The organism is Candidatus Lokiarchaeum ossiferum (assembly GCA_025839675.1).
Classification (GTDB): Archaea; Asgardarchaeota; Lokiarchaeia; order Sigyniarchaeales; family Promethearchaeaceae; genus Lokiarchaeum; species Lokiarchaeum ossiferum.
This window is the reverse complement of sequence record CP104013.1, coordinates 850,348-864,895: the sequence shown is the minus strand read 5'-3', so window position 1 is coordinate 864,895 and position 14,548 is coordinate 850,348. Positions and strand designations below refer to the sequence as shown.

Below are 14,548 nucleotides of genomic sequence, written 5' to 3'. Positions count from 1 at the left end.
TATGGAATCATTTGCAGATAAAGAAGAAAAAAAAGGGCCAGAAAAAGATTTCTCCGAATATTTCCTCACAACGAATGAAGAATTGGATCGAAATCTGGGGGGTGGAGTAAAATGTGGATCTCTTGCAGTATTTGCTGGGGATATGGGGGCAGGGAAGTCTGTATGGTGTCAACAAATTGCTTATGGTGCTTTGCGATGTAGAAAGACCGTTTCCTATATCACAAGTGAGATGACAGTCAAAGGTTTAGTGCAAAATATGTTCTCTCTATCTTGGGAAAGAGCAGAAGATTTCTTTTTAACTGGACAGTTTGACATTATTCCTGTTGTGTCTCAATCAGGAAAAGTTCTACGTACTCCTGATGTAATGTTTAAGTTAATTGATCTAATATCCAACATTGAAAGCGAAGTGATTATTATTGATTCCCTGACTTATTTTGTCGGAAAGAATTTTGATCCTAAACAAGTAATGTTTTTCTTTGAATTGTGTAAAAGATTAACCATTGGTGGAAAAACAGTCATTATTACTATTCCAACTTACTTCCCCGAGTTATATGACTATATCGAATTAAATTTTATGAATTTATGTGACTTAATTCTTCGATTTGAACAGCGAGAAGAAGATGGAACGGCCTTCAAAGCGTGTTCAGTTTTAAAATGGTTAGCACAAGATGAAATATCTCAATTAATTGTCTTTAATATTGATTCTGCCTTTGGAATTGCGGTTTCAGTTATTTCTGCGGCTTAAATTATTTCATTTTTTCTTTCAATTAAGATAAAAAAATTGATTTTTTTGTGAAGAAATTTCTAAAAACCCAAATATATAGTAAAAAGGGTTACTTGGATGGTTAGAAACAATTTCTACATCTTCAATATGAATTCCATGAGAATTGTTGAATGCTGAATTAAACATGACAGAAACAATGTCCACGCAAGAAATGGCCCAAGCAGAAGCCAAAATTAATCAAAATGTTGTATTAAGGCAAATTACTGCCAAATACCCTCATGTACTGGACTATTTAATTCAGAACTACAATGAAGAAATTGGGGTGCCTGTATATATTGAAAAATTAGAGCGCAAGCATAAAAAATTGGAATATCCCAATGTTTTATACCCTGCAGATGGACCTGTATTTATACATATTTATCCCGGGCCTTCCAGAATCTTATATTCTTCAATAGAACCTACATTAAATCAAGCTACTACAGATGCTCAAGAAAAAATTATGTCCACCTTAACCTCTTTGATTAAGTACAATGATATTCCAGAGAATAAAGAAGATCATATTAAATTATATGACAAGTTTGCTGCTCGTATAATTGATACTTCCATCGGTGGTGGAGGATCAGGAACTTCCTATGAAAAAACAGATTCTTCAAATCCAATTTTGAAATTGCTGTCCAAATTGAAACAGAGTTCCAAATTGAAGCTCGATCCCGTCGTCGCTGAACGGGTCCGTTATTATTTTATTCGTAATAAGATTGGTTTAGGAAAACTCCAACCACTAATTAATGATCCATATATTGAAGATATAACTTGTAATGGGAAAGGTCCACTCTTTGTAGAACATAAAATCTTTGAATCTCTTGAAAGTACCATTATATTTGAAACGGATGAAGAACTTGATTTGTTTGCCCTATATCTTAGCGAACGTTCTGGACGTCCTGCGAGCCACTCCAATCCTGTGGTTGATGCTGCTTTACCCGATGGCTCTCGTATTAATATCGTCTATGGAACAGATGTGTCCATGCATGGATCAAATTTCACAATCCGTAAGTTTAGTGAAGATGTTATCAGTGTAGTCAATCTTATTGGATGGGGCACTCTTAGTTCCCAATTATGTGCATATTTATGGATGACCCTGGAATCTCATCATTCTATGATGGTTGTTGGTGAAACTGCATCTGGAAAAACGACCTCTTTGAATGCCTTACTCACTTTTATTGGACCTAATGCAAAAATCGTAAGTATTGAAGATACTCCAGAAGTAAAAGTGCCTCACCAAAATTGGACTCGAGAAGTCACCCGTCCTGCTTCAGCTGGAAATCCCGTGGATATTTTTCTTCTTGTAAAGGCAGCTCTCAGACAACGTCCAAATTTAATAATTATTGGAGAAATTCGTGGTGAAGAAGGAAACATGGCTTTTCAAGCAATGCAAACTGGTCACCCGATGGTTGCTACTTTCCACGCTGGTAGTGTACGAGCATTTGTGAATCGTATGACTGGGAAGCCTATTAATGTCCCTCCTGCATTTATTGCTTTACTTGATCTTGTCTATATACAAATGGCAGTTCAAGGAAAAACGGGAAAATTATTACGTCGTTGCATTTCTTGCAATGAATTAGTTGATTATCTTCCAAAAAAAGATAAATTTAGGTATGTTGAGCTTTTTGCATGGGATGCAGGGGATGATACTCATATATTTAGAAATCAATCCTATGTATTTGAACAAAAAATCGCAGTCAAACGGGGAATAAAACGAAAAGATATTAAAATGCTCTATGACGAATTACGCACGAAACGACATATCCTAGAAGCGTTTGGAGAACTTGGAATTCAAAATTACCATACTATCTTTCGAATATTAACCACTTATAAAAACAAAAAGAAATTACCTCAAGAAGTAGTAGATACAATGAAACGGCGTATGAAGGAAGAAGACGATGCCGCACTCTAAGTTAATCATGGTCAAATAACCAAATCAAACTGATATATGATGGAAAAACGAGACGAAGAGAATAAAAAACAAAGTTTCAAAGAAACAATGCAAGATGTTTATCGGAAACTTGTTGATTCGTTCCAACAAACACTAATCCAAGCAGGAATACAGAAATCCATAGGTGAATATTTATTTAAAATTCTTCTCCCTATTACAGTGGGTGGTCTAGGGTCCGGAATAATCATCGGAATTTTATTGGAAATGAGCCCTATGATTTCTGGGATAATTTTTCCTTTATCAATTTCATGTTTTTTTCTTGGATTCATTATAGTTTTTATCTTTCCCTATTTTAAACGCTCTTTACGTCAAGAACAAATTGATACTGCTCTTCCTATGCTTGTTACCTATATGGGTGGTATTTCTACCTCAAAAGCTAGTCGAGATCAACTTTTTGAGAATGTAAGTCGTCGGGAAAAATCTTTTGGACTAATTGCTTTAGAGGTAAAACGAATTCGTACCATGGCGAAAGAGTGGAATCTTGGATATTTAGATAGCATTAAAAAAGTAAGTGCTACGACAGCAAGTTCCAGATTTGGTGATTTTCTCTCCCGTTTTTCCCAAGCTTTGGATGCGGGTGAAAATTTAGAAGATTATTTCTTAAAAGAACAGCAATCGGTTTTAAACGGTTATATTTCGGATTATACTCGCAAGTTGAAATCCCTTGAGGTACTTAACGATATGTTTACCGCACTTTCCACTTCATTGAGTTTTATATCTATTACCTTTCTTTTGATGATGTTTCTTTTTGGAAGTGATGAAGCTGCCAATACTCGGAATTTATTTCTCATTTTGGGGGTAATAGAACTTGTTTATATTGCTCTTATGGTTGCCTTTTATGCGATCTCCCCCAAAGATGGTTTGGTGAATATTCAAAGGAAAACCGCTGAGTACGAAAAAGTTCTTTATTCCTTTTTAATCTGTGTTTTTGTTTTCATGCCAATTTTGGCATTCATTACTTTCTTTCTAAAAGATGCTGACGGTAATTCTGTGATCTCTCTCCCAGTTTTCATGATCATATTTGGAATCTCCATGTTTTATCCTGGTTATGTTGCTGAAAAATTTGAAGATATTATAAAACGACGGGATGCTAATTTCCCCGTTTTTATTCGCACTTTGGGCGCTACAACAGCATTATTAGGAGGAAGCATTTTTGATTCTGTTAACATCATCTCTCGGGAACAATTTGGTCCTTTGACTACTGATATTAAATTATTATACACCCAATCAAAATTTGGGATTGATCCGATTATTGCGTGGCAATGGTTTTCTGATAGCACATCCAGCAGTATTATTGATCGTTTTCTTCGAATTTTTACTTCTAGTTTAGATATAGGAGGTAATACCGAAATAATATCCAAATTTATCTCAACCAATGTTGAAAAAATATTGAAGCTCCGTCGGGATAGGCAGCAGGTAATTGGGGTCTTCAAAGGGACTTTACTGATGCTCACTATTATTAATATTGGGATTATGATCTTTATGAAAGATGTTCTTTTCCTATTGAATGTCACAATGGGTGCTCTGCAAGATGTCCAAGGGATGAATTTACAGTTAGGTAAACCACCTCCTGCATTTTTTACTGATTTGTATTTCACCATCTATTATTTAACTATGCCAATTTACGCTTGTCTGGCCATAATTATTCCTCAACGAGGTACTTGGATGAAAGTTACCAAATACTTGTCTCAATATTATATTATTGCGGGTTTAGAGATTATTGTGATCAGTCAAGTAGCTGGTGAGTTGATTGGTGGTTTTGGTGTTGCAATTCTCTAAGATGAAATCATTTTTTTTAGAATTTTTCTAATAATTGTCTTTAAGTATTAACCTTTGTCTCAAGAATTGAATAAAATTTGGAACTGGACAAATCCTACGCTAGTTGTAAGATGACTCAAGTGGCCAAAAATTAAACAGGTGAAATCTGTTATGAGCAGCAAATTGCAATCAAGTTCTTGCGATTCTCGTCAGGAAATCCGCAAGATTAATGCCGATAAAGCAACCAACGCCCGGATCAGACGTCGCCGTACCAAAAAAGGTCGAAAAGCAAATGAAGGGATGACCGCCGCAATCATCTTGATTGCCTTTATAATCACTGCAGCTGGAGTTGCATTTGTAATCCTCACTATGGGATCAACATTACAACAACAACTCAGTGCAACGGGGCAACAGGCACTGCAGCAAGCTTCATCTGCCATGCAAAATTTTATTCACACACAAAAATAAATCTGTGGAAAAATTCATGATAGTAGAGGGCGGACTCGTCGTAGGTTACGACGCTGATGGAAATAGTAAACTCGAAGGGCTTGTATGGAATATGCGTTTAGTCTTAGGTACGGGTGAAGTTGATCTGTCAGAATCTGCCATTGAAGTTTCTGTGTTCATTGGTTCGCTAAATGAGTCAAGATTATCATATAATTCTGCTCTAAATGATGAAGCGTATTTTTGGAATAGTGCAGCCATAAATAATACATATGGCATGGCATTCTATGATGAAGTACACTCCAACACTATTTTAGATGCTGGTGAAATTGTGCGATTTTTTGTGTTGCTTGATGCAACAACGCACGAAATTGCTGGAAATGATAATGTGATGATCGTTTTAATTTCTAGTGTCGCAATGATGAAAGTGTCGAAAGTCGCTCCGACGGGCATAGAACCAGGAATGAATCTCCTACGGTAATCCTTAATGTGAATCGATCGTATTGGCAACGGCGCCGTGTCAATCCAACCCTTTTTTTTTCCAAGTTTTTTCAAGGGTTTGGGCGGCTGCTCTTTTTTTTGACTTCTTTTTCTTCTGTTATAAATGAATTATGGATGTTTGATGGATATAAAGAACACTTTGATGAGGATATCGCTTGTTTAGAATTCTTTTTCTAAAAGACCATATATCAAAGTCGTCCAATATTGCCCTTTCCAATACCCATTATCCCGCAAGCATCCTTCCTTAGTGAAATGGAGTTTTTCCAACAATTTTTGTGACCCCATATTATTTGGATCCACATCTGCTTCAATGCGATGCAATTTCATTTCCTGGAATCCATAGGTAATCATTTTATAAAGACTTTCAAACATATATCCCTTTCGCCAATATTTTCTATGTAAATCGTATCCAATTTCGGATTTGTTTCCCCGATCTGTGATCCATGAATTAAATCCGCAAGTTCCAATCAATTTTGAGTTTTCTTTGAGAAAAATGCCCCACCGAATTCCATATTTATCTTTAAACCGGTTGTTTACCCAATTTATTGTTTTTTCTATCTTTTGGATTTCCCTAAATGAATTAAAGTCTGTATATCTGGTTACTTCATCGTCACCCCAAAATTCCATAAGTTCGTTTGCATGCTTTCGGCTCATTTTTTTTAGCCATAATCTAGGTGTTTCTAATTCCGGAAAAGATTTCCAAAGTGCATTTTTATCCATATTTTGTTCAAATCTGATATTATATTTGAGTGTTTGTGAATATTGAGTGCTGGGTTTAATTTCCGAAGATTGTTTCCACATGATTGAAGATTTTTAATAACAACTATTTTTTAAAAATATTACAAGAAATAATTCAAACGGATACATATTAAGCACTAAAAATCAAAATGATCGTTAATACGATTCTAGGATTAAGAATGGGATGAATTATGACAGAAGAAGAAAAGGTCTCAATTGAAGTCTCGAAAAAAGTGGCTGAATTAATTGATGCCAATAAGGAAGAAGGGGAGCCTACCGATGCTTTTTTAATGCGAATGCTCGGAATTGCAAATGAAGATGAATCGATCAGGCGAATATTGTTCATTGGTCCCCCCGCAGCAGGAAAATCTACTATACGGAGTGTGTTTTTCGAAGACTCAAGTCCACAAACCTTGATTGATGATCCTTTGGAACCAACTCGAGGAATTGAAAATTATACCTATAATTGGTTGGATGTTTCAGCAGGGGTTGCAGATTCTGCGGGTCAAGAAATAGAACGTTGGCTTGGGTTAGATCAAGAGCAAGCTTTTGGTGAATCTGATTCTATCATCTTTGTAATGGATATCAGTCAGTTTGATAAATTTAAGGATCAAATTTTGGAAGATCTAATAGAAGCATTAAACTCGAAATCATTGGTTGCACCAAAAGCTCAATTTAATGTATTTCTCCATAAAATAGATTTGATTGATGAAGATATTAGGGAAGAACGGTTATCCGAGATAAAAACCATCATAAATACAAACCTTAAGGAACATGATCACAAAGCAGACATGATTTTGTTGAAATACTATTATACTAGCATTAAAGGAGAATTAATCCTTAGTCTTGTAAAATCTATGCGTTCTGTGCTTTATTCTTATAGTAAAATAATGCGACGGGCCCTAATTCCTTATTCGATGCGATTATAATTATTTTTTTTGGTTCTTTTTAATTCTTGATTTTTGTGTTTTAGATTATAACAAAATTTAAGTAGGATCTTGAGCACTTCGATAAGTTTAATAAGCTTATATCACTATCTAAATTGTTTCTCGGTCATAGGTCCGGAATAACACCAGTACCCATTCCGAACACTGAAGTTAAGGCCGGATGCGTTGTGGATAGTAGTGATATCTCGAATATTGCGAAACCTCAAACTGAGAAACTCCCTTTTCTTTTTATCCAATTACCAGTAATGCTAATTTTATATTGGGTCTAGTGTTTCTCAAAAAAAAAACGCTCTATTATTTTTCAAATTAACTAAAAAAAAGAAGAGAAAGATGATCATTGGTAAATCTCTTACTTTACATTCCAATTATCAATAATTTCTGCCTCAATACCCCTAAGATTCCTTCAACAATTGTCTTATATCTTCCATCCGTTTTCGATTCATTCCGAAATCATTTGTCCCAATTCTAGATGCAGAGCGAAAATGGATGCATTTGGCAGTTTCATCCAGAAAAAACTCCACATCGTCTATAAAACGCCACGCCAGGGAACGAAATTCTGCATAAACATAATTTATTTCATTTTTGATTATTCTAGTTCTTGGATATTTCTGGATTATTTCAATCAAAATAGAATTTTGTTCTTTAATTGATTTTGAAAATGAATATGGCTCTATTTTAGAATTTTTTTCTTTGCTATAACTACACACGCAATTAGGAATATCAGGACACGCTTGTAATCTTCCTCCTGAAATTCCTAAATTATTTGGGCGTTTACTTATCAACTGAATTATTATAAGTAATATAAAGTATCCTCCTGCAATAACCGACACGATGATAATTAAAATAAGTCCTATGCTCAAAAATTTCCACCTAAATCAACCATGTCTTTCAAATAAAAAAAGCTATCGTTCTTTGAAATGAATTTTAACCGAACATGCCTCAGATGTAAATAATAAAATTTAAGAAGGATCTTGAGCACTTCGATAAGTTTAATAAGCTTATATCACTATCTATATTGTTTCTCGGTCATAGGTCCGGAATAACACCAGTACCCATTCCGAACACTGAAGTTAAGGCCGGATGCGTTGTGGATAGTAGTGATATCTCGAATATTGCGAAACCTCAAACTGAGAAACTCCCTTTTCTTTTTCCATCATTTTAACCAAGTAATTTTATTTTTCCTAAAATATAATAATGAGAAGAAAGTTTACCTTTAAGAATTATTTTTATAAACCCATTTTTTTATAATTAGAAACAGAGAAATATAGATTAAGAGTTTCAATTATTTAATTAGAACTGGTTTTTTTCAAAAATATGAAACTGAAAAGTCGTTTGATCAAAGGAATTTTTAATTATGGATAAAAATGAAGAGTCAAAAGAATCAAAATTAAAAAAATACCGTCAAATTTGTCCCTTTTGCTTTAAATCTTTTCTTTCTCTTTATGGGCACCAATGCCTTGATCTTCCTCCAAATTTTCAGTTTTCCAAAAAAATCGATGATGCTTCATTTTTCAAGCATATATATAAAGAATCTGATGCATTATCAGATCAAGGAACTTTTGATATTTATAAACTTCATCCTGTGAAGTACCAAATTGCATTTCTTCGGGCATATCAAAAAGAAATAGATGCTTCTATTGAAACTTCTTTTAAAATTACAGATCCGATTATCAAAAATCCTGCTAAAACTGAAACTAGTTCTGTTACTCGTAATTCATCAGTTCCTCCTTCTATTTTTATAAAACAGATCTGCCCATATTGTTATGAAGGTGTTCCGAGTTTATCTGAACATGTTTGTGCTTCCCTTCCCGAGGAGTTATCTCCCGATTTCCATTTTCAAGAAAAAATATGCACGAACGATTTCTTCATATTTCTCTATAAAAAGCTTGATGCTTGGAGTTCTTCAAAGAATGTGGATCTTTATAAATTGAATACTGCGGCTTATCGGTTGTTATTTTTCACTTATTATGATCGTATGATGGAGATGGAAGGGCCTTCATTAGAAAAAGCTCGAATGGAGAAAAATTATTCCACTCCATCCCACAAGAAATCCCGTTTTGAAAAATTCGAAAAGGAAATCCTTGAAAAGGCTAAAAAGGACACTCTGAAGAATTTTGTTTCCTCAAAAGTCTTATGTCCCTATTGCTTGCAAGTAATTCATTCTTTAAGAGATCACAAATGTGAAAAAATGCCTTCTGAGTTTTCTTTTGAATCTGCTTTGAATGAAGAATTGTTTTTCGAAGATTTATATCGAAAATTGCGCATCACTACTCCAAATGGTACTCCTGACTTAATAAAAATTAATCAGTCGACTTATTCGACTGAATTCTTTCAATTTTATAATTTCAAGTTGCAGAAACTCCACGATTCATTATATGGCTTGGATGAAGAAGATCTTGATCTCACCATGGATCTTTCACAGCTGGATAATCAAGATTTGTCCAATATGGATGTTCTAGATATGATGTCTCGAGATTATGATCTCACCGGGTTACCTGCAAAAACCGCTAAAGCTCTGTCAACTCAGGAAAAAATAGGCTTAAAAACACCCCCTGATGATGGGATGCCATGGTGTTTCTCCTGTACACATATGATGGATTGTCCAAAAGGTGTAGATTCATCTCAAATGGAAACTATTTTTGATTGTGATTTATATGAAAACATGAATTTTTCTACAACTTCATATAAATCTTCGATAGTTCCATCTGATATTTCAATTTGTGGGATTTGCACCCATATAGATAATTGTCCTCTTAATTTAAATTCTGAACAAATGGAACAAGTCTTTCAATGCCATGCTTTTAAAGAAACAGAAACGAATCGAGAAGATCGGGAAAATGCAATCCAAAAAGAAATTGAAGAAGAATTGGAAAAAGAAATTCAAAAGAAACTTGAAAAAAAACGCCATAGGTTTCGATTATTTAAACGACAGAAAAAGCGCACTGAAGAAATTATCCCAAATAAAGCAGAAGAAGATCTTCAGAATCTTGCAGATCTGGAGAATATTGACATTTCAATCCATGAAGAAGCTCAAATTAAAATTACAAATGAAGAAAAACAAGATTTACTTAAAGAAATAATGAATCGTTGGGAGCAAGATCGAGGACAATTGAAAGTAATTTGCAGTTCCTGTGAGGCCGAAATGAGCAAAATTGTCACCACTCGAAAAATTTTTCATCGATGTACAAACTATCCCGAGTGCAAAATCAAAGCTGATCCTTGGTATATATCTCAAGCGGTCTTAAAAGGTATTGTATCCCATATAGAGCATGGGGATTTAATAATTCTTTATCAATACGATGATTTAAAAAATATAGTCACTGTTAGTGAGATATATTCTGATGGAAAGTTGTTCCTCTAAATTACTAATGTGTTTTTAAGAATAATAGTTCATTTTGATTTTTCTCAAATTGTTTTTATTGAAGACATAAGTGGTTAGATCGGAATTTTCATTGTAAAAATTTTTAGGAAAGCTCCAAAATCTTCACAATAACTGTGGTTATTAGAAAAAAAATTCCTAGAATTATTAGAAAAAAAAGTATCTGGAATAGAAATGAATGTATTTATTGCTCACGAAAAACCTTTACTTTAATTGATCTATGACAGAATTTGTAAATTCGGGGGGGGTCCGAATATCTGAAATAAATGCGTCAATAACACAGAATTATTCGTTAAGTGCAGTGTGCCCATTTTGTTTTCAATCTTTTAAAGCAATTTCTCGGCACAAGTGCAAAATTGCACCTCCAAATTTCATGTTTAAGAAAGAAATTTGCAACGATCAGTTCTTTTATTATCTTTATCATAATTCTGTTGCGTTTAATAAGAAATCAGGCCATATTGATGTAGTTAAGCTTGATCGTACACCTTATCAATATTCGTTTATTAAATTATATCTTCGCTTAATCAACAATCCTCAAATTTCTTTTGAAACCGCAATAATCGATGGAAATTTCGATGATGAAAAGCAAATTAAGGAAATATTGGCTCAAAAAATAGAGCTTGTTGAAAAAAAAAATGATTTTGCATTTTCAAAAGGAACGAAATTGGTTCAATTATGCCCTTATTGCGGATTGAAATATCGACGGCTGTCTTCTCATAAATGTAATGATAATCCATTTTTTACTTTTCAATGTAGAATACATCCAGATGAATTTTTTGATCTTGTGTATAAATCTTCAGGAATTTGGGATCCTCGCGGATTTTTAAACCTCTATCGATTTGATCTCAAGAGATATAGAACAAATTTTTTGCAAGCAATAAAATCATTGGAAGAAACTGCAGATCCATCAGTAGAAGTTCTTGAAAAATTATTAGTTCTACCTGATGAAAAGGTTACAAGTGAACCACACAAAAAAACCGAGATGGAAAAAATAGAAGATGAAATAAGTTCAAATCTTAAGCCATCATCTCATAAAAATTCAACTAAAACATCTTTATCAGACAAATCTAGGAGAAATTCCAAGTCTTTTCAAAAGATTTCTGATTTAAAACAAATTTGTCCCTTCTGTTTTGAATCATTCAATTCCCTTTACGACCATGAATGTGATAAGAAACCCCCCGACATAAAATTCACTCTAAATCTTGGAGAAGATTATGAATTTTTCAGGCGATTGTACCGTGAAATTGGTGCTTTGAATAAATATGGAAAAATTGATTTCAATAAATTTAGTCATAATAAATATAATCGTTTGTTTACCAAATATTTCCAACCTCCTTATTTGGAGGAGGAAAAATTCAAAGATTATAAACAGCGAATACTGATTGAAAGACATAAAGTTGCTGAAGAACAGAAACGACTTCTTGAAGCAAAGAAACGTAAAAATTTACAACTTCAAGAAAAGCGTGCACAAAAACAAAAGGAAGATGAGCGCCAAACTCTTCTTAAACTCCAACAACTGAATCAAATTTGTCCTTTTTGCTACAAATCCACCACTAATTTGGTCAATCATACGTGTGCAAAGCTTCCTCCTGATTTTTCTTATTCCGCACTTCTCTCGCAAGTTACATTTTTTAAAGATTTATATAAAAACTCTAATGGATTGAATCGACACGGTCATATTGATCAATATCGTCTTAATCGGCGTAAATATCTTCAAATGTTTATTCGCATTCACAATCGTCTTCAAAAGAGTGAAGATCCAAATATAACTTTAGAATACAATGAAACTCTAGATAACCCCGTAGTTTATGATCTTACTGGTTACTATAGTTCTTTAAAACAAAAAGTGGGTAAAATTGAAAAAATCATTGAAGAAAAGGGTATAGATGTAGAAAAGACAACCGTACCTCAGATTTGCCCGTATTGTTATACTCTACACGAATGTCTATTTGGTCATTCTTGTGATCATATCCCTTCTGGTTTTAAATTTGATATTCAGCTATTTAGTGCAAAGTTTTTTGAAAAAATTTACCAAAAGATAGGCTCTTTATCAAGTAAAGGAATACTCAATTTTTTTATATTTGACAGATCTGAGTATTCATCTCTCTTTTCTTATGAATATTCTCAATTTCTTTCAGGTTCGGGTAATAAACAATCAAATGATTTAGAAATAGTATCTAGGAGAACATCTGAAGAAATAAATGTTCTTGTAGAAGGAGTGACAGAGGAGTTACCCTCTCGAGTTCCCAAAGAAATTTTTGTGGAACAAAAACTTAACATTTTAGATAGTTTAAAAGTAAAAAATTATCGAGTTAAGCAAATTTGTCCTTATTGTTATATCTCGGAAGAAGATTTAAGTCTTCATAAATGTTCAAAATTACCTGAAGATGTTCCTGAAACATTTCAATTTGACATTCGAGCATGTTTTAGTGACTTTTTCTTATATTTATATTATTCCATAAACGCATGGCAGAGAAAGGGCTTTGTGGATGAAAATAAGTTAAATCGAACTGAATATACCCCATTATTTTTTCAGTTATATAATAAACTGATTACTCAAGAAAATCCATCTTTGAAGGAAACATTTGAATCAATATATGATGATGAACTGGCAGAGCAAATTGCCCAGAAAGAAATTAAATCCGAATTCGATGACCTTTCGGAAGGATCAGAACAAATAACTCCCATCAAAGCAAAGAAAAAACATTATAAATTTAAGCATATATGTCCTTACTGTTTTCAGATTACTGATGATCTTTTCGCTCATGACTGTCAGAATCTTCCTTCTGAAATTGAGGAAGGGTTTCAATTCACTGAAATACCCTATGCCGATGACTTCTTTGAATCCTTGTATTCACAAACAAGTGCCCTCAATCGTTTTGGAAAATTAGATCAATATAGATTGAATCGAAGTAAATATACAACACTTTTTTTATCAGAATATAACAAGAAACAAGAAAAATCGGCTCTTGAAGCAAAAAATTCTACAATAGGGGATAAAATTGAATTAAAAAGTGAAAATTCCATAATTGAAGAATTGAATATCGAAGTAGATGATGAATATTCGGATATGGATCTCTTAGAATTGTTATCTCGGGATATAGACATTGGAAGTGATTCCCAGCCAACTGTAAAATCTTCACCAAAAATAATGCATGAAAGTTCTGATGGAATGCCTCTTTGCTTTTCATGTAAAAATATGGTGGATTGTCCCAAAGGGTTAGATTCATCTCAAATGGAATCTTGTATGAAATGTGATGAGTACGATACTATGTCTGGTTCTTCTTCAGGAGAAGCTGATTCGGAAGAAGAATCAGGGATGCCTCTTTGTTTTTCCTGTAGTAATATGATTGATTGTCCAAGGGGAATTGATTCGGATCAAATGGAAACTATTTTTTCGTGCAAAGAATTTCGTGATATGAATGCTCCAGAAGAAATCCCTGAAGAGAAACCGCCGTTATGTTTTTCATGTAGCAATATGGTGAATTGTCCTCGAGGAATAGATTCTGCGCAAATGGAAAACATCTTTGATTGTAAATACTATCAAGATATGAATAGTAACACTCCATCTCCAAATATTACAACTGAATCTTCCTCAAAATCTTCATCTGAAACCGATTTCTCTCAAAATATTGATGAAACTTCATCTGAAGAAGACTTATTATCAACCATTTTATCACGACGAAATGAAGATAGGGAAGCAGAAGAAAAACGAAAGCTCCAACAAGAAGAAGAAAAGCAAAGGCGAATTGCTGAAATTATGAAAGAATGGGAGAAATCTAAAGGGGAATTGAAAGTATTTTGCAAGAAATGTGAAGCAGAAATGACTAAAGTCGTTACTCAGAAAAAAGTCTACTATCAATGCAGTAATTATCCAGAATGCTTGATTCGGGGCGATGAATGGTATGTAAAAAAGGCTACAGAAAAAAAAGTTGTCACTCAAAAAATTCAAGGTGATTTAATAAAAATTTATCAATTTGATGCAACCATAAATGTTGTTTTCATCAGTGAAATCTATTCAGAAGGGAAATTATTCCTTTAAAAAATCGTGAAAAATTAGAGGGTAG

Annotated in this window: 10 protein-coding genes and 2 rRNA genes; 10 read left to right on the top strand and 2 right to left on the bottom strand. The window is 33.6% G+C overall.

Annotated elements, in window-relative coordinates; translation table 11 throughout:
- Window position 1 precedes the first annotated feature (1 nt).
- From NEF87_RS03500 to NEF87_RS03480, 5 genes are all read left to right on the top strand, one after another.
- The gene (locus NEF87_RS03500; RefSeq protein WP_371805010.1) at window positions 2-745 is read left to right on the top strand and encodes an ATPase domain-containing protein; all 744 of its coding nucleotides are present in this window, start codon (window positions 2-4) and stop codon (window positions 743-745) included.
- 163 nt (window positions 746-908) lie between these two features.
- Entirely contained in the window at window positions 909-2,675 is a 1,767-nt protein-coding gene (locus tag NEF87_RS03495) for a type II/IV secretion system ATPase subunit (protein ID WP_371805009.1), read from the top strand.
- Window positions 2,676-2,711: 36 nt separating this feature from the next.
- Window positions 2,712-4,493, top strand: coding sequence for a hypothetical protein (locus NEF87_RS03490; protein WP_457918668.1), 1,782 nt, complete (start codon window positions 2,712-2,714; stop codon window positions 4,491-4,493).
- 150 nt (window positions 4,494-4,643) lie between these two features.
- Window positions 4,644-4,940 carry a hypothetical protein gene (locus NEF87_RS03485; protein ID WP_457918667.1) on the top strand — a complete coding sequence of 99 codons (297 nt, stop codon included), beginning with the start codon at window positions 4,644-4,646 and terminating at the stop codon, window positions 4,938-4,940.
- Window positions 4,941-4,956: 16 nt separating this feature from the next.
- Window positions 4,957-5,397 carry a hypothetical protein gene (locus tag NEF87_RS03480; protein WP_457918666.1) on the top strand — a complete coding sequence of 147 codons (441 nt, stop codon included), beginning with the start codon at window positions 4,957-4,959 and terminating at the stop codon, window positions 5,395-5,397.
- A 179-nt stretch (window positions 5,398-5,576) separates the two neighbouring features.
- Here the strand turns inward: NEF87_RS03480 and NEF87_RS03475 are convergent, their stop codons facing one another.
- Window positions 5,577-6,218, bottom strand: a complete 642-nt coding sequence (locus NEF87_RS03475; RefSeq protein ID WP_457918665.1) for a GNAT family N-acetyltransferase — start codon at window positions 6,216-6,218, stop codon at window positions 5,577-5,579.
- Between the two features lie 128 nt (window positions 6,219-6,346).
- Between NEF87_RS03475 and NEF87_RS03470 the strand changes: the two genes are divergently transcribed.
- Window positions 6,347-7,084, top strand: a complete 738-nt coding sequence (locus tag NEF87_RS03470) for a GTPase (RefSeq protein ID WP_371805004.1) — start codon at window positions 6,347-6,349, stop codon at window positions 7,082-7,084.
- A gap of 116 nt (window positions 7,085-7,200) precedes the next feature.
- A 5S ribosomal RNA gene (gene rrf / locus NEF87_RS03465) occupies window positions 7,201-7,318 on the top strand.
- 176 nt (window positions 7,319-7,494) lie between these two features.
- On the opposite strand, the gene NEF87_RS03460 is transcribed toward rrf (NEF87_RS03465), so the two are convergent.
- On the bottom strand, window positions 7,495-7,962 hold the full coding sequence (locus tag NEF87_RS03460) for a DUF1499 domain-containing protein (RefSeq protein WP_371805003.1): 468 nt from the start codon (window positions 7,960-7,962) through the stop codon (window positions 7,495-7,497).
- Window positions 7,963-8,120: 158 nt separating this feature from the next.
- Here NEF87_RS03460 and rrf (NEF87_RS03455) point away from each other — a divergent pair.
- The 3 genes from rrf (NEF87_RS03455) (at window position 8,121) to NEF87_RS03445 (ending at window position 14,523) form a co-directional block, all read left to right on the top strand.
- A 5S ribosomal RNA gene (gene rrf / locus NEF87_RS03455) occupies window positions 8,121-8,238 on the top strand.
- A 218-nt stretch (window positions 8,239-8,456) separates the two neighbouring features.
- Window positions 8,457-10,463 carry a hypothetical protein gene (locus NEF87_RS03450; protein WP_457918664.1) on the top strand — a complete coding sequence of 669 codons (2,007 nt, stop codon included), beginning with the start codon at window positions 8,457-8,459 and terminating at the stop codon, window positions 10,461-10,463.
- Between the two features lie 238 nt (window positions 10,464-10,701).
- Window positions 10,702-14,523 carry a hypothetical protein gene (locus tag NEF87_RS03445; RefSeq protein WP_457918663.1) on the top strand — a complete coding sequence of 1,274 codons (3,822 nt, stop codon included), beginning with the start codon at window positions 10,702-10,704 and terminating at the stop codon, window positions 14,521-14,523.
- The last annotated feature ends 25 nt before the right edge of the window (window positions 14,524-14,548 follow it).